Below are 21,804 nucleotides of genomic sequence, written 5' to 3'. Positions count from 1 at the left end.
TATGTTAGGTATACCTTTTAAAATGCTCCTCATAACCTAATTATTAAGAAATAGTCGATACTTGATCCAATAAATATGTTTTAAGATACTTGCCTGTAACGCTTTTTGGAGTCTGTGCAACTTTTTCTGGAGTTCCTACAGCAACCACTTGGCCACCTTTTACTCCACCCTCTGGACCAATATCTATTATGTAATCAGCAGTTTTTATAACATGTAAATTGTGCTCAATAACTATAACAGTATTTCCTAAATCAACTAGCCTATGGAGTATTTTCAGTAAATTATTTACATCTTCAAAATGTAACCCAGTTGTTGGCTCATCGAGAATATACAATGTTTTCCCGGTAAATCGCTTTGATAGTTCCTTAGACAGCTTTATTCGTTGTGCTTCACCCCCGGACAACGTTGTTGACGACTGTCCAAGCGTTATATAGCCAAGCCCTACTTCCTGTAAAGAAATCAACTTTTCCTTTATCATTGGAAGATTTTCAAAAAAGTCACATGCTTGATCTATTGTCATATCAAGCACATCAGAAATTGATTTTCCCTTGTAAGTAACTTCCAATGTTTCTCGGTTATACCTCTGTCCTCTACATTGCTCACATTTCACATAAACGTCTGGTAGGAAATGCATCTCGATCTTTAAATGCCCATCACCTTTACAAGCTTCACATCTTCCTCCCTTGGTATTAAATGAAAATCGGCCTATATTGTAACCTCGTGCCTTCGACTCTGGGAGACCTGCAAACCAATTTCTGATGTGAGTAAACATACCAACATATGTTGCTGGATTTGATGCTGGGGTCCTACCAATTGGCGATTGATCAACTTCTATAATTTTATCTATATACTCAAGGCCTTCTATTTTGTCGCATTGACCATGCCTTGCAGATGAATGATTTATCTTGTGTGCTGAGTATTTATATAATGTTTCTATCACTAAACTTGATTTCCCTCCTCCTGATATTCCAGTAACACAAATAAAATTCCCTATAGGAAATTCAACATTTATATTTTTTAAGTTGTTCTCACAAGCATTAACTACCTTTATGAACTGAGTTGTTTGCTTTCTTCTTTTTGAAATTGAAATTTCCTTCTTTCCACTTAAATACTGTCCTGTTATGCTTTCTGAATTTTTTTGTACCTGATCTGGTGTTCCTTCTGCAACGATTTTTCCTCCATTCACGCCAGCTCCAGGACCAATATCAATCACATAATCAGCAGCCATTATTGTGTCTTCATCATGTTCAACAACAATCACAGTATTACCCATGTCTCTCAGATTTTTAAGTGTGGTAATTAATCGATCATTATCACATTGATGAAGGCCAATTGAGGGCTCATCAAGCACGTATAGGACTCCTGTTAAACCAGAGCCAATTTGCGAAGCAAGCCTGATCCTCTGGCTTTCACCACCAGAGAGAGTGCTAGATTCACGGTCAAGTGTAAGGTAATTTAGCCCTACATTCTTTAAAAATGTCAGCCTTTTGATTATTTCGTTTAATATTTTATTTGAAATTTGCCTTTGTTGTTCTGTAAGTTTGTCTGATAAATTTCCAAACCACTTAAGGGATTCATCGATGCTGAGCCTTGATATTTCACCTATATGTTTTTCGTCAATTTTCACTGTAAGTGCTTCTTTTCTCAATCTATAGCCAGCACATTCTTTGCAGTCAGTAACAGAACAATACCTATCAATAAGTGATGCATCGTAATCCATCTGGCGTTCTAGGATACTGACCAAACCTTGAAATTTCATTTCTCTAGAGCCAAAAAGTATTAAATCCTTCACTTTTTGGTCTATATTCTTCCACGGAACATCAAGGCTAAATTTGCAATTTTCAGCCAGTGATAGAATTGCATTTTTTAGCAATCCATAGTTTGTATGCACTTGACGTAACATTGATCCAATTGGCTTTAAAGCACCTTCAGATATCGAGAGCATTTCGTCTGGCACTATTAGCTTTGCATCAACACTTAGTTTTTTACCGAGCCCACTGCATGAACTGCATGCACCGTAGGGGCTGTTAAAAGAAAACAATCTTGGCTCTATTTCTTCAAGAGTAAAGCCAGACTCAGGACATGCAAAATTCTCTGAGAAAGTTAAAGTTTGACCATTTTTATACTCGGAATTGTGGTTATCAGGTAAGTTCACTATTTCTGCATACATTAAGCCATGGCCCAGCCTCAATGCTGATTCTATGCTGCCTGGTAGTCGATTTCCTATATCATCTGACATGGAGATTCTATCTGCAATAACAAAAATATCATGTTTCTTGTTTTTGTCTAGTTTAGGCAAGTCATCTATATTGTATGTTTCACCATCTATTTTTAGTCTCACGTAACCCTGCTTTTTAATTTCCAATATCTCTTTGAAGTGCTCTCCTTTTCTGCCATGCACAATAGGAGCAAGTATATATATTTTAGTTTCTAAAGGTAATGCTATAATAGTATCTACAATTTGAGATACAGCCTGTTTCGTTATTGGCAACCCAGTTACAGGCGAATAAGGTATTCCCACTCGTGCATATATCAAACGTAAATAATCGTAAATTTCAGTAACGGTTCCAACAGTTGATCTTGGATTTTTTGAGATCGACTTTTGATTAATTGATATTGCAGGAGAGAGGCCTGTGATTGACTCAACATCTGGTTTATCTTGAATATTAAGAAATTGACGTGCATAAGACGATAGACTTTCGACGTATCGGCGTTGGCCTTCTGCATAAATCGTATCGAATGCAAGGCTAGACTTACCAGAACCACTTAGTCCAGTTATAACAACTAACTTATTTTTTGGTATATTGACATCAATACCCTTCAAATTATGCTCTCTTGCACCTTTAACTCTGATCATACTTCATGTACCTTTGACCATTACAGCCTCAAAATACATAAACTCACAACAACTTGCTACTAATTTTTTCAACTGTTATGGAAAACGAAGTAGCATAACTAGTGCAAAACATTTTGCCACACAACTATATGAACATCTGTTTTCGCCAAGTTAGTTCGTACAACAAATGGTGTCATAAAAGTATGTTTTCTACAATCTCATCAAAAACATGCTTACCAATTTTTGGAAACAGGAAATTTTATTTTATATAAAATATAGAATTTTGATAAATTTAACTTTTTTGTGAGATTATGCAGTAATAAAAATAAATTGAGAGGGAAAGGTTGTGGCAATAGAGAAGGAGAAGTTTTTTGAAATAATAAATGAGGTAAGTAAAAGTGGAGGTTTGGATGAAGATAATTTACTTGAAAGAATAAAGAATGAGTTAAAAGGAAAAGATGCAGGAGAGTACAGCAAGTTTAGTAAAAATTTTAGTAAAGAACATCAATTTAGTATAAAATTTTCAGAAGAAGCTGCAGAAGATTGGACGTTGTTACATATTGCTGCAGCATGCAACAATCTTTTGATAGCGGAATTTCTAATGAAAAAGAAAGCAAGTGTTAGCGCTCGAGTAAAAGATGGTTCTAAAAATGATGGGCTAACTGCTTTGCATATTGCTGCTTCTTGTGGACATAAAGACATGGTAAAACGGTTACTAAATGACAATCGAGTCAATCCTTCATTAAAAAGCAAAAATAAGACTCCAAGGGAGGTGGTTGGTAATATAGAAAATAAAGAAGCTATAGTAAAAATGTTAAAGAAAGCAGAACAAAATTTTTATACAAAGCATGAGAAAAAAACTGATGTATCAGCAGATGTTATAAATTCTGTGAAACAATACAATACCATACGTAGTGGTGAACAGGCTCCTGTTACGTGCGAAAGTAGTGACAGTGTAGTAAGTGAGCAATACTTACATGCTGGTGTTAAGAATATGGTAGAAAAATTTGAGTCACCGCAAAGAAAAAGTGCTACATGTAGTGGTAAAAAGACTCCTATTGACGAAAGTGTTAGTAGTGACGACAGCGGTCTAGAACTTGAAAATACATTTAATACCTCTTCCTGCTCCGAAATAAATCACGACGAGGCAGTTGATAATCAAACTTTAGAAAGTTTTCCATCTCAAATTCAGTTGCGAGATAGCCAAATCCAGAAATTACAAGAGGCAGATGAGGAATTAAAACGGGTAAAGAATTGCATTGTTGAACATGAGAATAGGTTAGAAGTACTTGATAAACTAAGTGAAGAGAATCAATCACTAAAACAACAAATACAAGATCTAAAAAGTAAAAATACAACACTTAATAGTGAATTAAGCAAAACCAAAGCAAATAAAGTATTACTAGAAAAAACAGAAAAAGACAACTGTCTTTCTTAAAAATTGCTTCTGTAAACTTTTCAATCATGTTGACAGTAGGTGTTGCCTTTAGTGTAGCCTTCCAATTACCAATTCTATTGATGATTGCAACTTCTGTTATGTCTTCATTGATAGTCGGTGGAGTTACATACGCACTATCACCGCAACCTACTGAATTAAAAGAAGTAAGTATTCAATGCTCAATGCAACATGATGCTTGTAAAACTTAACTTGTGCGCTTCCTGGTAATTTTGATATAGTTATTTCAGTTGAAATCTACAGGTTTACAAATGGCAATCTTAAGTGTAAGAGAAGCTTTATGCACAGCGATCAGAGAAGAAATGCAAAATGACCCTGATATATTTATCATGGGTGAAGAAGTTGCAGAGTATGATGGTGCTTATAAAGTAACGAAAGGATTACTGAAAGAGTTTGGAGAAAATAGGGTAGTTGATACACCCATTACTGAACATGGATTTGCTGGTCTTGCTGTTGGAGCAGCATTTGCTGGACTTAGGCCAATAGTGGAGTTTATGACTTTTAATTTTTCTATGCAGGCTATCGACCAAATCGTAAATTCCGCAGCAAAAACAAATTATATGTCGGGTGGACAACTTGGATGCCCTATAGTATTTCGTGGACCAAATGGAGCTGCAGCAAGAGTTGCTGCACAACATTCTCAGTGCTTTGCATCTTGGTATTCGCATGTTCCAGGGTTGAAAGTAATAGCACCTTACTTTGCCTCCGATTGCAGAGGTCTGCTTAAAGCTGCAATTCGTGACCCTAATCCGGTAATATTTCTAGAAAACGAGATCGCTTATGGACATGAGCATGAAGTTCCTGACTCTGAGCTATCAAATAAAGATTATCTACTTGAGATAGGCAAAGCTGCTGTTATACGGGAAGGAAAGGATGTAACTATCACTGCTTTTTCATTGAAACTAATGGATGCGTTAAATGCAGCAGATTTACTCTCTAGTGAAGGAATAGAAGCTGAAGTTATCGACCTCAGAACCTTAAGACCACTTGACACTGAAACAGTTATTAACTCTATTAAGAAGACCAATAGATTAGTAAGCATAGAAGAGGGTTGGCCATTTGCAGGAATAGGAGCAGAACTCTCAGCCATGGTTATGGAACAAGGATTTGACTACCTTGACGCTCCGGTTGTACGGGTAACCGGCAAGGATGTCCCCTTACCTTATGCTGCAAACCTAGAAAAGAAAGCATTACCACAAGTGGAAGATATAGTTGAAGCTGTGCAACAAGTCTGCTTTAGAAAGAAATAGTCCTATTGACTCTTTTTTTTATCTCCCGTTCCACATTCTTCCATAAAAGAGGCATTTGTAGAGTTTATACCACCCATTACTTTTATGACAATAGTTTTAGCGCCAAAAAACACAGCGCAAAATACACCGAGGGCGAAAAGAGCAGGCCACGGCATTCTACCAAATATTGCAAGTAAAGCTATAATTCACCCCATAAACTAGACAAAAAAATGGTTGATCCGAGTAGGAAGGTAAAGGGGTAAAAGAATGGAAACAAAAAAATATGAACCAGAGTTAAAAGCAAAGATAGCTTTGGAAGCAATAAAAAATCAAAAAAGCACAGCTGAGATATGTAGTGAATATAAAATACCATCAACAAATCTATATGATTGGCGTGATAGAGTATTGGCAAGGTTAAAAGACCTATTTGTTGAAGAAAGTGAAAGTGCGAGAAAACAAAGAATCTTAGCGCAAGAAATAGAAAGTTTACATAAAGTAATAGGAGAATTGACAGTGGAAAATAGCTATTTGAAAAAAATTACTGAAATAAGCAAAAAGATAGAGTAAGGTTTATAGAAAAAGATTCTGATCTGTCAATTAGGAAACATGCTGATTTATTGGGGATTTGCAGATCTAGCCTATATTATAGGCCTATAATTAATAACGAAAGTGAAGTAGCAAATTTGATTCAAGAAGTATATTTGGCTTCTGATTGCCGTTATGGATATCGTAAAATTACTGCTGAAATCATAGCGAGTGGGGTAGTAGTCAATCGCAAAAAATCTTAAGAATTATGAAAAAATGAAGATTAGTGGGCTGTATTGTAGAAAAAGATGTAATACAAGTATTAAAGAAAAAGCATAAAATATATCCTTATCTACTCAAAGATTTGATTATTTGTAGAGTTAATCAGGTATGGGCTACTGATATAACATATATTATGGTAGAAGGTAAGTTTGTCTATTTTGTGGCAATAATGGACTTGTATAGTCGCTATATTATTGCTCATTCATTATCACCATATCTCGATGCTGGATTTTGCCTTTATACTCTCAAAGAAGCTCTAAAACAAGGTAAACATGAGATTTTTAATAGTGATCAAGGGGTACAGTTTACTTGCTACAACTTTATTACGGAATTAGAGCATGCTAATATTAAAATCAGTATGGACCATAAAGGACGTTGCTTCGACAATATATTTGTTGAGCGCTTATGGAGAACTTTAAAGCAAGAAGCTATATATTATTATAGACCAAATAGTATCAGAGATTTGAATCTTATAATAAATGACTTTGTTGGTTGGTATAACTATAGAAGGCTACATCAGACTCTAAATTATAAAGTTCCTGCTGATCTTTATTATCATAAACAGTAAATGAATATATTGATAAATACTTTAAATGTGTGTCGACGTATTTATCAACATATTCATTTTAAAAATCGGATCACTTTAAAAAATGGTCTAGACAAATGGGTGCACTATAAAAGGCTATATCAAGAAGGAGCTCTTTGAGGAACTCTTCGATAGAGGTTTAAAGCTTGTCACTAAAGTGAAAAAGGCATGAAAAACGCACTATAGTATTTCCCAAAGCAAATGATAAAGGTATAACAAAGTATTTGAGTTATAATGGCATATAGTGTGGATTTAAGGAAAAGGCAGTATTGATGATAGAAAAAGGGAAGACAAAGGTTGAGATAGCAGAGCTCATGGAGATAGGAATAGCAACTCTGTACCGCTGGTTAAAAAGAAAGCTGCTGGTGAAAGCTTAAAGCCATCTAAAAACGGTAGCTTTATTCGAAAAATAGACCCAAAAATACTCGAAGAATATGTTACAAAGAATCCAGATCATACTCTGGCAGAGATGAAACAAAATCTTGGATTTGGAATAAATTCAATTTGGTATAGACTAAAACAGCTAAAAATTACTTTAAAAAAGTCACACTATATCAAGAGCGCAATCAAGAAGATAGGCAGCAATTTATTGATAAAATCTCAAAATAGAACATTCCAGCATCTTATATATAGATGAAGCAGGAGTTGATAATAAGTTATACCGAGAATATGGACGTGCTCCAAGAGGAAAGAAAATTTATGCAGATATTCCAGGGAGAACTCGAGAGAGAATCAGTATAGTAGCCGGGTGGATTGGAATGAGATTTATTGCACCAATGACTTTCAAAGGTGGGTGTGAAAAAGAGGTATTCAATATATTGTTGGAGAAGATGTTATTACCTAAATTGCCACTTGGCACAACCATAGTTATGGATAATGCTACATTTCATAAGACCACTAAAACAAAATCATTAATAGAGTCTTTTGGCTTTCATGTGCTGTATCTTCCAACATATTCACCAGATTTGAATCCCATAGAACACTGTTGGCATACCATCAAAAGCCGCCTCAGACCTCTAATGTATAAATGTACAGACTTACAACTTTTGGTTGGTAATACCATAATGGAAATTTATCCATTCATTTTAGAAAATACTATAATGTTCCAAAAAGTAAGATTAATGCTGAGCAAATACTAGTAGTTTACCGAATAAGATGGCAAATTGAATTATTGTTCAAATTATATAAGAGTAATATAAGGATTGATAAGCTGAGAGGAAAGCCATACAGAGTATTATGTGAGCTATATGCCAAATTGTGTGCAATTCTTATATTTCATGGAATAGTGGGTTGCACAGAACTGAAAAAAAATACGGAGCTTAGCTTAACAAAGGCATTTATTGAGCTAAAAAGACGGGTTAGAGAGTTATTTTTAGCACTAAATAATAAAATTAAAGGCTTAAATATTTTTCTCAAAAAGCTTACCATAACTTGGTCGCAGTTTTCATTAAAAGACAAGTGCAGAAAAACTAGGGTATCCACCTTAACTTCTCTAAATTTGCTCACAATCTCTTAACTTGACGCGTATGGTTTATTTAACACTCCCGGGCCACTTGAAACTGATTTTTCTTTGCATTCCAGTTATGCAAGAAATCTATTATATAATATTATGATCACCCTCTTGATAGTTTGTTAGCTCCTCTCCTCCTGAGTTACTTGGTGCAATTATTTGATCAGATTCAGTTGATGGTTCATCAGATCCAAACAACCATGAAAAGAAATTACCAAAAAATGACCCTATTAAAGAAAAAGGCTTCATAAGTATACTAAACAAGTTACTAAAAAAAGAGCTTGGCTGTTCTTCATTTGTTGATGATTCACTTAGTGGACTAACACCATTTTGTGTAAGTGTTATGTCAATAGAATGTCCATTATCATCAGCTTCAATTTTTACATCACTTTCTTCTTCTGCACTGATCTCCTGTTGTTCTTCCTTTGGGTCTTGCTCTTGTGTAACTGGTTGGACATTACCTTCTTGTCCAACATCTTCCTCTTGACCTGCTTCATTATCTTTTGATGCTATACTGTCATCAATTTTTTTGGGGGGTTTTAATAATAGAGTTTTTATTTCTTCTGTGCTAGCTGAATCTAAAGGAGTCTTTCCATATTTATCTTGTGCATTAACATTTGCTTCTGAGTTTATTAGAGCTTCTACTATCTCTTTTCTATCATAGTTTGCAGCCCAATGTAAAGGAGTCCTCTCATCCTTATCTACTGCATTAACATTTGCCTTCATTTCTATTAGAATATCGACCATCTTTTCACGGCTCCACGATACATTAGGTAATGTATTCCAGTTGTTTTTTTCAATTACCAGGTGTAAAGGAGTCTTTCCATCTATATTTTTTAAATTAACATTGATACTTTCTACTTTCAGTAGATCGTCCAATTCAGGTATCTCCATCGCTTTCTTTTTTTAAAAAAAAATGCAAAGGAGTCTCTTTATTTTTATCTGTTAGATTAACATTGATGCCTTTTTTGTTCAGTAGAGTGTAGAATTTATCTGTATCTATATCTAGGTCTATTTTTTGAAGAATTAAATGTAAAGGGGTTTCTCCTGCATTATTTTGTGCATTAACGTTTGCTTCTTTATCAAGTAGAAATTTTACTATCTTTTCTGTATCTTTATATCTACTTTTAGCAGCAAAATGTAAAGGGGTACTTAGATCATCACTTTGTTCATCAACCTTTGCTCCTTTGCTGAGTAGAAATTCTACTACGTCTTTATGTCCATATTTAGCAGCAAAATGTAAAGGGGTGCTTAGATCATCACTTTGTGCATCAACCTTTGCTCCTTTACTGAATAGAAATTCCACTACGTCTTTATGTCCATTTTGAGCAGCCAAATGTAGAGGAGTCTCTTCAAATTCATTTTTTGCATCAATTTTTGCTCCTTTGCTGAGTAGAAATTCCACTACGTCTTTATGTCCATTTTGAGCAGATAAGTGTAGAGGGGTCTCTTCAAATTCATTTTCTGCGTTAACCTGTACTTTTTCTTCTCTATTTAACAGATTTTCTACATCATCAATATTACCGCTTTTAGCAGCTTCAAGCAATTTGTCATTGGCATCTTTTATGCTTTGTAATAGATTTTTTATTTCTTCTGTCTTAGCTAAATCTAAAGGAGTCTGTCCTTTATCATTTTTTGTATTAACATTTGCTTCTTTCTTTAATAGGTCTTCTACTGCTTTCAAGTCGCCAAGTCTGGCAGACAGATGTAGAGAAACCTTACAATGCTCAGCTTTTACTTCTTTGTATTTATTTAACACGTGGCGTTCTCGAGAAGAGTCATAAGCAATAAAATCTGCTCCATTATCTAATAGAACTTTTGCTATATCAGAATGATTATTTTTAACAGCCCAATATAGAGAATTACCTTGAGATCCATCATATGCATTAACATCAGCTTCTTCAGTTATTAGGCGCTTTGCTTCATTAAGATCACCTCTTTTAGCAGCATCAAGTAAAGCAGCATCTATATTTCTGATTGAATAATTCATTTAACACTTCTCTATAAAATTGCATTACTATAGTAAGGTAGTTAATAATTCATGAACTCTTGGTTGTAGAAATAATGATTATCCTTCGTGTTTTTGAGTGTATTTAAGTAAACTATATATAAGAATTGCAATTATAGAACATACAACTGTTAATAGTAAATTTGGTAAAATGCCATAAGAAAAGAATTTTCCTACTATGTATATTCCAACAGCCCCAAACATCATATTGCAAAATGAGAGAACTGCACTACCAAGCCCTATACTTTTGACCGTTTCTAAAGCAGAAGTTACGTTATTGCTGATTACGAGTGCAAGTCCTATATTGCTTGGAATCCAAAGAACTTGAAGAATAAGTACGTTCAATTTGTTCATGAAATAAAAATATACCAATAAACCATCAGATATTATTGGTAATACCAAACCTATGATTAGCATCTTGCTCACTCCTATTTTTGGTACGTACCTTCTGTTAATTAAAGTGCCGATTACGTAAAATATGACTATGATTGATATGAGATAGCCAAAATATTGTACTTCAATACCCATTGATTCAAATATGAACGGATAGTTAGCAATGTATGCCCAAAGCCACATGAAAGTTAATCCATGAATGGCTGAAAACCCAAGGAAACGATAATTCCTGAATATTGATATATATTGCTTGAAGATATTAATACTGGCTTTACTTTTATTTACAGTCAGCGTTTCTTTCAGCTTCAAGTAAATAAAAATGAGCATAATAATTGCGGCAAGTGATATGATAAAAAACAAAAACTTCCAACTATAACCATGTGAAATTATATAACTGCCTACCACTGGAGCTATTCCAGGTGAAAGTGCTACTACCATATTTAACTTTGAGATTACTCTTGAGTATTCACTACCTGAGTACATATCCCTGATTGCTGCATATCCGACAACGCCTGCAACACCAGCTCCAGCTCCTTGTATAAAACGGATTAATATTAAAAGTATAATATTATCAGCTATGCAACATGCAATACTTGCCAAAGTAAAAATTGTCATACCAATAAGCATTATTAGGCGCCTACCATAATAGTCTGACAATGGGCCATAAATCAATCCAGATATTGCAACTCCTAATAAATTTAAACTGATCGTAAGCTGCGCTATATTACCTTTCATCTTAAAATAGTTGGCAATACTTGGCAATGCAACTGAGTATAAGTCTGTTGCCATATCAACAACTGCTACAGATAATATAATAATAAGAGAGATGATATTTTGTGAAAAAGCTGTCGACACTAATGATTTACTGGATTAAATATGTTTAATTGTAGTATATTTTTCTCATTAGTATATTAATTTAACTGCTAATCTCTGTATAAAATATGGATAAATCACAATTAGTTAAAGAGGTTTTCGATTCTGTAGCAAATCGCTACGACATTATGAATGATATAATGAGCCTTGGAATGCACAGGCTATGGAAAGAGAAGATGGTAAGTAGTGTGCATTTTAAAAATCACTCCAAGGTTTTGGATATTGCTGGAGGAACCGGAGATATAGCTATAAGAATAGCAAGAGGTGAACCAAGTACTCAAGTTACAGTATGTGATATAAATCAAAACATGCTGGACAAAGGGCGTGATAAAGCAATAAATTCAAATCAGCTAAATTTCAATTGGGTATGTGCAAATGCAGAGAGCTTACCATTTGAAGATTCCGAATTTGATTATTATACAGTAGCTTTTGGTATTCGAAACTTTTCCGACCGTAAGAAGGCTTTAAGTGAAGCATATAGGGTATTGAAGCAAAATGGACAATTTGTCTGCTTGGAATTTGCCCCTATGCATTATCAAAATGAGATATTCACCAAATTTTATGACTTATACTCATTTAAAGTAATTCCTAAAATTGGTAGCATAGTTGCTAAAGATAAGGGTTCTTATGAATATTTAGTGAAAAGCATCAGAGAATTTCCAACTCAAACTAATTTTAAAATGGAAATTGAAGAGATAGGCTTTAAGAATGTTGAGTTCTATAATATGAGCTATGGAATAGTAGCATTACATATTGGAACAAAATGAATATTAAACTCTGGTCTATTCAGTAGTTTTTTTTTTGCTAACTTTCTGTAATTTCGCAGCGTTTTTCCTTCAGTAGAAATCAAGCTAAAGTTTCTTGAACGTATTGCTCTAACGAAGTACACTGTAAACTAATATTGTAACTTTTTCCTGAAGCTAAAATCTATATAATTAACTTAAAAATAAAATGCGATCTAACATTAAGAAGTTATTTTATTATATAAAACCTAATCTACATTATTTTACCGTAGCTTTTATTGCAGTTCTATTTTCAGCTTTAACGATTCTTCTTTTTGGTAGGGGCTTAAGTAACATAATTGATTCTGGCGCAGAGCATAACTTTACTACCAAGCTCGTAGTTTCAATACTGATAGTTTTAGGCATTTCTTTCACTGCATTTATTCGGTTATATTTCATTGGCATTGGCAGCGAAAAAGTTATTGCAAGAATTAGATATGACTTATATAGCAGTATTACTGATTTACAACCAAGTTTCTTTGAGAATACAGGTGTGCAAGATGTTATCTCAGCACTCATTACTGATACCTCTGCATTGCAATCGATAATAAACAGCAGCTTATTGACAATATTGAGGAATGCAGTTGTACTAACTGGTAGTGTTGCAATGCTGTTATACACAAATCTACATTTAACCGCATATGCAGCTGCAATAATACCCATACTGCTCATTATCATGACTTCACTTGGAAAAAAAGTTCGCAATTATGCACGCTTTGCTCAGGATAAATTAAGTGAGCTTGCATCATTTAGTGAGGAAAATTTTAGATCTATAGTAACCATTAAATCATTTGTACTAGAAGAAAATGAAAAAATTCGTTTTCAGAAACATCTAAACTCAGTATCAAAATCATACGAAAAATTAGTACTCTTGCGTGCTATTTTAGTAACTCTAGTTATCACGTGTGTGATAGGTTCGCTAGTTATTTTGCTTTTTTTTGGAATAAAAGAAGTCTTAAGTAATAATATGACCATTGGAGAACTCTCCTCATTTGTGTTTTATTCAGCGCTTGCTTCAGGGGCTGTAAACAATCTAAGCGATAACATCAGTGATTTGCAACGAGGTCTTGGAATTGCAGAGCGTTTATTTGAATTTATGAACATGAAAAGCTCTATATTAGATAGTGATAATCCTATAAGGATCAATAGTGTTCAAAAAGGAATTTCGTTTAATGATGTAACATTTTTTTATGCTGATAAGCCAGCATTAAATAACGTATCATTTTCTATAGAGGCAGGCCAATCAGTATCAATTGTTGGACCATCTGGCAGTGGCAAGAGCACCATTTTAAAGCTTTTGCTCCGTTTTCACGATCCAAGTGAAGGCAGTATTACTATCGATGGACAGAATATTAAGACAATTGCGCTAAATGATCTAAGATCGCTGTTTGGCTTAGTACCACAAGATCACATGATATTTTCTTGCTCAATAATGGAAAATATACTATATGGTAAACCAGATGCTGAATATGAAGAGGTGAAGCAAGCAGCTATCAGTGCGTATGCAATGGAATTTATTGATAACCTGCAGGATAAATTTGATACATTTGTAGGAAAAAGAGGACTAAAGCTTTCCGAAGGACAAAAGCAACGTATTATAATAGCAAGATCAATACTGAAAAATCCTCAGGTTTTAATACTGGATGAAGCAACCTCTGCCCTTGATTATAAAAGTGAGAACCTCGTGCAAAAAGCACTGAGCAAATTAATGCAAAACAGAACAACAATTATAATTACGCACAGGCTATCAACCGCACTCAAAGCTGACAAGATTATAGTGATTAATTGCGGGAAAGTAGAAGAAGTAGGAACTCATGATTCTCTAATGAGTAAAGATGGGCTGTATGCAAAATTGGTGAAGATAGGGTAGAAATTTAAATCATAATGTTGTTAACATGCTAGATTTAGCAATCAAGTTATGAAATCTTTAATTATTTTAAAGTACAATAATATCATGGTATTTTTCAAAGGATTATTATGGTTTATAACTACAGTAATTTACCAAAATTGCCATTTACGGCTTATAATTTACCAGCAGCTTTACCAGTATCGAACTATGCACAAGCTTGCACACCTCCAATGGCTTATAATTTACCAGCAGCTTTACCAGTATCGAACTATGCACAAGCTTGTACACCTCCATTTGTACCTTGTGCTACTAATTCCTGCCATAATTATTTTAACTCGCATCATAACTATTATGACACATGTCATAATCCTTGTGATGGATTTGGTTTTTTTTTATTAGAAGATTGTTTTTAAACAATTCATAAACGCACGTGCTGCCACCTAAGAGCACATGGTCTCCCATGTGCTTCACATTTTGCTTAAAAATATAATAAGCAGGTGCTTGATTTTCATTTGCAGCGACATAGCAGTTCTACCAAAATTTATTTCAGCAACACAACTATAGTATTTCCCAAAGCAAATGATAAAGGTATAACAAAGTATTTGAGTTATAATGGCATATAGTGTGGATTTAAGGGAAAAGGCAGTATTGATGATAGAAAAAGGGAAGACAAAGGTTGAGATAGCAGAGCTCATGGAGATAGGAATAGCAACTCTGTACCGCTGGTTAAAAAAGAAAGCTGATGGTGAAAGCTTAAAGCCATCTAAAAACGGTAGCTTTATTCGAAAAATAGACCCAAAAATACTCGAAGAATATGTTACAAAGAATCCAGATCATACTCTGGCAGAGATGAAACAAAATCTTGGATTTGGAATAAATTCAATTTGGTATAGACTAAAACAGCTAAAAATTACTTTAAAAAAAAGTCACACTATATCAAGAGCGCAATCAAGAAGATAGGCAGCAATTTATTGATAAAATCTCAAAAATAGAACATTCCAGCATCTTATATATAGATGAAGCAGGAGTTGATAATAAGTTATACCGAGAATATGGACGTGCTCCAAGAGGAAAGAAAATTTATGCAGATGTTCCAGGGAGAACTCGAGAGAGAATCAGTATAGTAGCCGGGTGGATTGGAATGAGATTTATTGCACCAATGACTTTCAAAGGTGGGTGTGAAAAAGAGGTATTCAATATATTGTTGGAGAAGATGTTATTACCTAAATTGCCACTTGGCACAACCATGGTTATGGATAATGCTACATTTCATAAGACCACTAAAACAAAATCATTAATAGAGTCTTTTGGCTTTCATGTGCTGTATCTTCCAACATATTCACCAGATTTGAATCCCATAGAACACTGTTGGCATACCATCAAAAGCCGCCTCAGACCTCTAATGTATAAATGTACAGACTTACAACTTTTGGTTGGTAATACCATAATGGAAATTTATTATTCATTTTAGAAAATACTATATTGCGTAAAGTATTGTATTTGATATATTGCCACAACCTTTCAACAGGATTCAGTTCCGGTGAATAAGGAGGCAAGTATATGATGGTAATGTTTTCCTGAATTTTCAAACTTTTTGATCTATGCCAACTTGCACAATCCATTACAAGAAAGGCTTCTTTCGTGCCTAAATCTTTCGACATCTGCTCCAGAAATATATTCATACAATCAGTGTTTACATATGGAGCAAGTAGGCTAATTTTCTTACCACTTCTTGGATTTACCGCACTTTAGATATAGAAATTTTGTCTACCAATTTTCATTTTAACCTGCGTTCTGACCCCTTTTTTAAACCATCCCTGTCCGATTTTTGAATGAGTCCCAAATCGTGATTCATCAAAAACTACAGCTCCCTTTTAGGGTGGAAATTGACTATTTTATTGAAGTATCTTTTAAACTCTTCTTGCTTGTTTTTATCTTGTTTATGGTGCATTGGCCTCGGTGTTATGTAAGAAAATTTCATCCTTTGTATCTCACGGTGCACTGTTGATTTGCTGATGTTTAGGGCAAATTCCTCTGAGATTTTTATTTGTACTTCCTTAATAGTAATATTTGGATTTCTTTCTACCCATATTTCAATTTGCTCACGTTGATTTTTGTTTAATTTGCTTTTTCTTCTCCGCTGAAACGGGGCAAATAATTTTTCTACTCTACCAAATTTTAGATGCTTTATCCATTCAGTCAAAGCAGTCCTTGAAATTTTACATATTCTTGCCACAGCGCTTATACTACTTTCTTTTCCTGCTATCACCGCTTGTAACTTTTTTGAAACATATGCGTTATTTCTTACCTTTTTTTAACATTTCTTTCGCTAAATTTACAACTCTTTCGTCTAATAGTTTTGACCTTAATGCCATTTATACCTCGCTATTTCACTTACTCTAGTATGACTTTTTCCCCATTATTCTCTATCTGTTCTTTCTATAGCGGGAATTGGTATAAGTAGCTGTAAATTGCTTATATAAGATCTTAAACAGCTGGTTTAGGTGCTGTAAAATTCATACTTTTTGTGATCAGCTAAGTAAAAAGTCAAGCCTAGGGCAACTGACTGAGCTTTTCTGATTTATTGTCCCAAATTTGGGACAATAAAATCGAGATGTCAATTACAGGACTTGAGCCTGTTAAAATCTTCTTCAGCGTGATATGATGAACGGGTTAATGGACTTGATGCAACTACCAAGAAGCCTTTAGAATAAGCAATATATTTATAATGCTCAAACTCTTCTGGAGTAACATATCTATCAATTTTTGCATGCTTTGGAGTTGGTTGCAAATATTGACCAATTGTAATGAAGTCAACTTCGGCGCTACGTAAATCATCCATAACCTGAAAGATTTCTCCTTTTGTTTCTCCAAGACCAACCATAAGCCCTGACTTCGTGAAAAGTTTAGGATTAATCTGTTTCACCATCTTTAGCAAATATAGTGAATGAAAATAACGAGCTCTTGGTCTTATTTTTGCATACAGCCTTGGTACTGTTTCGATGTTGTGGTTATAAACATCAGGTGATGCAATAGCTATTGCTTCAAACGCTCCTTTCTTATTTAAAAAATCAGGAGTGAGGATCTCTATTGTTGTTTCCGAAGTTATCTTTCTAATTTCTTCTATACACCTTATAAACTGATTTGCACCACCATCTGGTAAATCGTCACGGTCAACAGAGGTAATGACAACGTGCTTTAAATTTAACTTTTTTATTGCTTTTGCTAAATTTTCTGGTTCATGAGGATCGAGCTTATCAGGAATGCCAGTTGCAACGTTGCAAAACGCACAAGCACGAGTACAAACAGAACCGAGAATCATCACAGTAGCATGACGTTTATTCCAACATTCACCAATATTTGGACACGCAGCTTCTTCGCATACTGTATGTAAGTTATGTAGCTTAACAGTATTTAAGGTTTCATTGAATACTTTACCAGCTGGAGTTTTTGCTCTGAGCCATGTAGGCTTACTATGCATTTGAAACAGCTAGCTCTACCTCTTGTTTTGCTAAAACTTTCTTTAATCTTCTTTTTATCTTTTGCGCTTCTTTGCTTAGTTTAATTGTTTTTGTGTTGAGCAAGAAAGCATCAAGATCACCTTTATAGTCTATAGTTCTTAAAGTTCTTGTTGCTATACGAAAGCTAAACTTTTTGTCTAATATATTACTCGTCAATGTAACTTTATGTAAATTTAAGAGAAAGGTACGCTTTGTTTTACGATTTGAATGCGATACCTTATTACCAAAAGACTTTTTTCTATTTGTTAATTCACAAATTCTACTCACTTCAATATACCAATTTATCCTATTCAACCAGGTTAACCTGATATAGTTAAATAGTCAACTCCCTTGCTTGATTTTTATACCGTATACTGCTTTATAGCCAAAAAACACTGTAATTTTTTCTATTACAAGAGAAACCATATGCTGCATTTCTAATGCTTTACTGCCATTTGTTACTAACAGATGCAGAACACCAGAATTTACGTTTTGTGCGTATGAGATCTTTTGTGGTTTTGTACATTCTGCTAATTCCTCTCCAACTATACTTTTCCAGTTTAAAATAAGACGTATTTCATTTTTGCTGATCTTATTTTTCATGCATTTTAATGCATAGTTTTCTATTATAGATTTTAATTTCTTTGGCCCGCTATATTTAAACATCTTTCCAGTGCTTAAAATTAAATTATATTACAACTTTCTTATACAAAAAACTAACTTATTGTTTTCATGATCCTCGGCCTCACACATAAAAAGCAGTATTTGTATATCTAGCATTTGCCAGAATTTTGTGTTTCCTACCTTGTAATCATTTTTAATTTTAATTTGTTAAATTATTATGAAGCTAATTAAAATTCGGGTAAAGTATAGTATTTCCAAGAAAATTATCTTTTTACTGTATGCAGTAATTTTCTTATAGCTATCTGTTTTTTAAGATCTTTCTGCAATCCAAGCTGCTTGAATGGCCTCTAATATTTTTTCATTACAATAATTTTTATCATCATCAAACTCTTCTAAATCCAAGACTTTTCTTTTAAGTTCAGTGAATCTAATACTAATTATATCTTCATTTGGAAATTTCTCTTCTAGAGCTTCTGCAATATCTTCTATATCAAGCCATTTCATACTTTTTTAATAAATTAAACTGGTGCCCATGGGGAGACTTGAACTCCCAAGGTCGCAAAACCCACGGATTTTAAGTCCGCTGCGTCTACCGATTCCGCCACACGGGCCTTATGTTGTTTATCTAGAGTAAAATTCTACTACTAAATTGACTTCCATGTCTGCTGAATAGGGGACTTGGGAATATTGAGGCGCTCTCAAATACTTCACTGAAAGTGCTTTGCTATCTGCCTCTAAATAATCTGGAGCCTTACGTTCTTGTTTTTGTTCAGCCTCTATTAATATAGGAATTTTTGCTACTCTTTCCCTTATTTTTACTATATCACCAGGCTTCACTCTATAACTTGATATGTTAACCACCTTATCATTAACTGTAACATGTTTATGAGATATAAGCTGTTTTGCCGAGTAAATTGTTGGCACAAAACCAGAGTGATATAAAACAGAACTTAACCTTGATTCCAAGGCACCAATAAAATTATCAGCCGTATAACCTTTTCTTTTGTAAGCATCTAAAAATGTACGTCTAAGCTGCTTACTTGAAATTGCATAGTAGAACTTAAATTTCTTATGTGCAGCAAACTGCTTACCAAAATCAGATAACTTCTTAAATCCAAGAATACCATGCTGACCTGGAGGGTATTTTCTTTTATTGACTGAATCTTTTGCTCTACCCCATAAGTTTACACCAAGCCTGCGACTGATTCTATACTTTCTATTGATAACAGTTGTCATACAAAAATTCTCACAATCTAACTATAAATTATTAATGATTTTAACATTAAGTGTCAACTTGTTTTTGCCACTATGATATAGTATACTTCACTTTTAAGTTTTCCTATTAATACATGAATCATCTACTACTAAAATCCATGGCAAATGCTGTACGCTTTTTATCAGTTGATGCAGTACAAAAAGCAAATTCTGGACATCCAGGTATGCCACTTGGCATGGCAGATGTTGCCACTGTATTATTTGCTAAATATCTAAACCATAACCCTGATGATTCTCAATGGATCAGTAGAGATCGTTTCGTCCTATCAAATGGTCACGGTTCAATTTTGCAATACTCTATATTATATCTGACAGGCTACATTAGTATAGATGAACTAAAAAACTTCAGGCAACTTACATCAAAAACTCCAGGTCACCCAGAATTTGGCTTAACTTCTGGTATAGAAGCAACAACAGGCCCGCTTGGTCAGGGATTTGCCACTGCTGTTGGCATGGCACTTGCTGAATCGATTCTTGAAAAGCAGTTTGAAATCAGTCACTACACTTATGTAATGCTAGGAGATGGTTGTCTTATGGAAGGTATAAGCCATGAAGCAGCTTCCCTTGCTGGGCATCTTAAATTAAATAAGCTGATAGCACTTTTTGACGATAATGGCATCTCTATAGACGGCTCTACTAGCCTCTCTTGCTCTGATGATGTAGAAAAGCGTTTTTCAGCGTATGGATGGAATGTTGACAAAATCGATGGGCATGACTTTGATGCTATATCCCTTGCAATAGAGCAGGTGCAAAAGTCTGATAAACCTACACTAATCTGTTGCAAAACTATTATCGGAAAATTTTCAAGCCGTGCTGGCACATCTTCTGCTCATAGTGGTGCCTTTACAGAGGAAGATGTAAAACAGATGAGAGAAAAATTAAATTGGGACTATGAACCATTTCGTGTACCAGAAGATGTGAGAAACGCTTGGATAGAAACAGTTAAGAGGGCAAAGCAAAACTATACATCCTTGATCAATAAAGAACTACAAAGAAGACTTGAGAAACGTTTGCCGAATAATATCGAGAGTGATTTGGCTGATCTGAAGAAACAAATATGTAAGCTAATGCCAAACGAAGCTACTCGATCTTCTTTCGGCAGAGTAATGGAACTATTAACTAAGTCTATGCCAGAACTAATTGGTGGCTCTGCTGATCTTACCGGTTCAAATTGTACTAAATATAAGCATATGCAGACAATAGATAGTAATAATTATAGCAGCTCTTATGTCCACTATGGAGTGAGAGAGCACGCTATGGCAGCTTGTATGAATGGTATGGCTCTTCATGGTGGAATTATTCCTTATGGTGGAACTTTTTTAGTATTTTCCGATTACTGCCGCCCTGCTATACGTCTTTCAGCTTTGATGAAACAGCAGGTTATATATGTAATGACTCATGACTCAATTGGAGTAGGGGAGGATGGTCCAACTCACCAGCCAATAGAGCATTTAGCTTCTCTGAGAGCTATACCAAATCTGTATGTTTTTAGGCCAGCAGATGCAATTGAAACTTTGGAGTGCATTAGCATTGCATTGGAAAAAAAAGAATCTCCATCGTTATTTGCACTTTCAAGGCAAAATATTAATTACATGTACTCTTATACTGACCAATTGGCCAACCTATCAAAATTTGGTGCATATATACTATGCGAATATTCAGGGAAGCTAGAAGTGACGATATTTGCTACCGGATCTGAAGTTGAAATTGCAGTTGAGGCAAGAGAAAAATTACAGAAAAAAGGTGTAGGTACAAGGGTCATTTCTATGCCGTGTTGGAGGCTTTTTGACGAGCAAAGTGATGAATATAAAGGGGTAGTATTAAATAATGACAGCATCAAAGTTGCAATTGAAGCTGGAAGTGAAGTGGGTTGGCATAAATATATAGGCTCAAATGGTATATTTATTGTCATGAAAAGTTTCGGAGAATCAGCACCTTATGAAGCTCTTTATAAGCATTTTAATATTAGCGCTGATTATGTAGTAAAATGTGTTTGTGAATAACACTTTTTGTCATTACGCTGCGCATAAAATTACTTAATGAACTCAGCCAGTACCGTTATTATGATAAGAAAGC

At 34.4% G+C, this 21,804-nt stretch carries 19 protein-coding genes, 1 tRNA gene and 5 pseudogenes; 13 read left to right on the top strand and 12 right to left on the bottom strand.

All coding sequences use genetic code 11. The annotated features are described in order from the left end of the window. Positions 1 to 43 precede the first annotated feature (43 nt). Positions 44 to 2,857: an excinuclease ABC subunit UvrA gene (gene uvrA, locus M3L71_RS05015; RefSeq protein WP_280143272.1), complete on the bottom strand. Its 2,814-nt coding sequence runs from the start codon at positions 2,855 to 2,857 to the stop codon at positions 44 to 46. 325 nt (positions 2,858 to 3,182) lie between these two features. On the opposite strand from uvrA, the pseudogene M3L71_RS05010 reads away from it, so the two are divergent. Beyond that, a pseudogene (locus M3L71_RS05010) lies at positions 3,183 to 4,483 on the top strand (ankyrin repeat domain-containing protein). 60 nt (positions 4,484 to 4,543) lie between these two features. Then, complete coding sequence (locus M3L71_RS05005) at positions 4,544 to 5,542, top strand: pyruvate dehydrogenase complex E1 component subunit beta (protein WP_280143270.1); 999 nt, start codon at positions 4,544 to 4,546, stop codon at positions 5,540 to 5,542. A 2-nt stretch (positions 5,543 to 5,544) separates the two neighbouring features. Here the strand turns inward: M3L71_RS05005 and M3L71_RS08590 are convergent. Continuing rightward, a pseudogene (locus M3L71_RS08590) lies at positions 5,545 to 5,721 on the bottom strand (TrbC/VirB2 family protein); the annotation flags it as partial. A 67-nt stretch (positions 5,722 to 5,788) separates the two neighbouring features. Between M3L71_RS08590 and M3L71_RS05000 the strand changes: the two are divergent. The 5 genes and pseudogenes from M3L71_RS05000 to M3L71_RS04975 form a co-directional block, all read left to right on the top strand. Continuing rightward, a pseudogene (locus M3L71_RS05000) lies at positions 5,789 to 6,896 on the top strand (IS3 family transposase). 290 nt (positions 6,897 to 7,186) lie between these two features. Further along, positions 7,187 to 7,291 carry an IS630 transposase-related protein gene (locus M3L71_RS04990; protein ID WP_280143269.1) on the top strand — a complete coding sequence of 35 codons (105 nt, stop codon included), beginning with the start codon at positions 7,187 to 7,189 and terminating at the stop codon, positions 7,289 to 7,291. After that, on the top strand, positions 7,258 to 7,551 hold the full coding sequence (locus tag M3L71_RS04985; protein ID WP_349292744.1) for an IS630 transposase-related protein: 294 nt from the start codon (positions 7,258 to 7,260) through the stop codon (positions 7,549 to 7,551). Before M3L71_RS04990 ends, M3L71_RS04985 begins: the two co-directional genes overlap by 34 nt. Further along, positions 7,520 to 8,053: an IS630 family transposase gene (locus tag M3L71_RS04980; RefSeq protein ID WP_349292743.1), complete on the top strand. Its 534-nt coding sequence runs from the start codon at positions 7,520 to 7,522 to the stop codon at positions 8,051 to 8,053. Before M3L71_RS04985 ends, M3L71_RS04980 begins: the two co-directional genes overlap by 32 nt. Then, positions 8,014 to 8,430: pseudogene (locus M3L71_RS04975) on the top strand (transposase); the annotation flags it as partial. The gene M3L71_RS04980 and the pseudogene M3L71_RS04975, both read left to right, overlap by 40 nt. Before the next feature lie 81 nt (positions 8,431 to 8,511). On the opposite strand, the gene M3L71_RS04970 reads toward M3L71_RS04975, so the two are convergent. From M3L71_RS04970 to M3L71_RS04960, 3 genes are all read right to left on the bottom strand, one after another. After that, positions 8,512 to 9,303 carry an ankyrin repeat domain-containing protein gene (locus M3L71_RS04970; protein ID WP_280143268.1) on the bottom strand — a complete coding sequence of 264 codons (792 nt, stop codon included), beginning with the start codon at positions 9,301 to 9,303 and terminating at the stop codon, positions 8,512 to 8,514. Between the two features lies 1 nt (position 9,304). Then, entirely contained in the window at positions 9,305 to 10,414 is a 1,110-nt protein-coding gene (locus M3L71_RS04965) for an ankyrin repeat domain-containing protein (protein ID WP_280143267.1), read from the bottom strand. 78 nt (positions 10,415 to 10,492) lie between these two features. Beyond that, entirely contained in the window at positions 10,493 to 11,680 is a 1,188-nt protein-coding gene (locus tag M3L71_RS04960) for a Bcr/CflA family efflux MFS transporter (RefSeq protein ID WP_458695196.1), read from the bottom strand. Positions 11,681 to 11,766: 86 nt separating this feature from the next. On the opposite strand from M3L71_RS04960, the gene ubiE reads away from it, so the two are divergent. From ubiE to M3L71_RS04935, 5 genes are all read left to right on the top strand, one after another. After that, positions 11,767 to 12,465, top strand: coding sequence for a bifunctional demethylmenaquinone methyltransferase/2-methoxy-6-polyprenyl-1,4-benzoquinol methylase UbiE (ubiE, locus tag M3L71_RS04955; protein WP_264375392.1), 699 nt, complete (start codon positions 11,767 to 11,769; stop codon positions 12,463 to 12,465). Between the two features lie 184 nt (positions 12,466 to 12,649). After that, positions 12,650 to 14,350 (top strand): ABC transporter ATP-binding protein, encoded by a 1,701-nt coding sequence (locus M3L71_RS04950; RefSeq protein WP_280143266.1) that lies wholly within the window; start codon positions 12,650 to 12,652, stop codon positions 14,348 to 14,350. A gap of 137 nt (positions 14,351 to 14,487) precedes the next feature. Next, positions 14,488 to 14,742 (top strand): hypothetical protein, encoded by a 255-nt coding sequence (locus M3L71_RS04945; protein ID WP_280143265.1) that lies wholly within the window; start codon positions 14,488 to 14,490, stop codon positions 14,740 to 14,742. Positions 14,743 to 14,941: 199 nt separating this feature from the next. After that, on the top strand, positions 14,942 to 15,289 hold the full coding sequence (locus M3L71_RS04940; protein ID WP_280143264.1) for an IS630 transposase-related protein: 348 nt from the start codon (positions 14,942 to 14,944) through the stop codon (positions 15,287 to 15,289). A 10-nt stretch (positions 15,290 to 15,299) separates the two neighbouring features. Beyond that, positions 15,300 to 15,800 carry an IS630 family transposase gene (locus tag M3L71_RS04935; protein WP_349292742.1) on the top strand — a complete coding sequence of 167 codons (501 nt, stop codon included), beginning with the start codon at positions 15,300 to 15,302 and terminating at the stop codon, positions 15,798 to 15,800. A gap of 1 nt (position 15,801) precedes the next feature. On the opposite strand, the pseudogene M3L71_RS04930 reads toward M3L71_RS04935, so the two are convergent. The 7 genes and pseudogenes from M3L71_RS04930 to rpsD all read right to left on the bottom strand — a co-directional run. Then, a pseudogene (locus M3L71_RS04930) lies at positions 15,802 to 16,704 on the bottom strand (IS630 family transposase); the annotation flags it as partial. A 242-nt stretch (positions 16,705 to 16,946) separates the two neighbouring features. Continuing rightward, the gene (gene lipA / locus M3L71_RS04925) at positions 16,947 to 17,810 is read right to left on the bottom strand and encodes a lipoyl synthase (RefSeq protein ID WP_280143263.1); all 864 of its coding nucleotides are present in this window, start codon (positions 17,808 to 17,810) and stop codon (positions 16,947 to 16,949) included. Then, positions 17,803 to 18,117: a 50S ribosomal protein L28 gene (gene rpmB, locus M3L71_RS04920; RefSeq protein WP_006012685.1), complete on the bottom strand. Its 315-nt coding sequence runs from the start codon at positions 18,115 to 18,117 to the stop codon at positions 17,803 to 17,805. The genes lipA and rpmB overlap by 8 nt, the downstream gene beginning before the upstream one ends. Positions 18,118 to 18,171: 54 nt before the next feature. After that, complete coding sequence (locus M3L71_RS04915) at positions 18,172 to 18,495, bottom strand: DUF721 domain-containing protein (RefSeq protein ID WP_006012687.1); 324 nt, start codon at positions 18,493 to 18,495, stop codon at positions 18,172 to 18,174. A gap of 267 nt (positions 18,496 to 18,762) precedes the next feature. Next, entirely contained in the window at positions 18,763 to 18,957 is a 195-nt protein-coding gene (gene iscX / locus M3L71_RS04910) for a Fe-S cluster assembly protein IscX (RefSeq protein ID WP_280143262.1), read from the bottom strand. 20 nt (positions 18,958 to 18,977) lie between these two features. Further along, positions 18,978 to 19,064 (bottom strand) — tRNA-Leu (locus M3L71_RS04905). A 10-nt stretch (positions 19,065 to 19,074) separates the two neighbouring features. Further along, positions 19,075 to 19,689 carry a 30S ribosomal protein S4 gene (gene rpsD / locus M3L71_RS04900; protein ID WP_280143261.1) on the bottom strand — a complete coding sequence of 205 codons (615 nt, stop codon included), beginning with the start codon at positions 19,687 to 19,689 and terminating at the stop codon, positions 19,075 to 19,077. A gap of 113 nt (positions 19,690 to 19,802) precedes the next feature. Here rpsD and tkt point away from each other — a divergent pair, with 113 nt between their 5' ends. Continuing rightward, positions 19,803 to 21,731, top strand: a complete 1,929-nt coding sequence (tkt, locus tag M3L71_RS04895) for a transketolase (RefSeq protein WP_280143260.1) — start codon at positions 19,803 to 19,805, stop codon at positions 21,729 to 21,731. Positions 21,732 to 21,804: the final 73 nt, after the last annotated feature.

Source organism: Wolbachia endosymbiont of Frankliniella intonsa, assembly GCF_029856955.1.
In the GTDB taxonomy this organism is placed as follows: Bacteria; Pseudomonadota; Alphaproteobacteria; order Rickettsiales; family Anaplasmataceae; genus Wolbachia.
The sequence above is the reverse complement of the archived record's forward strand: the minus strand, read 5'-3'. Positions and strand labels throughout refer to the sequence as shown.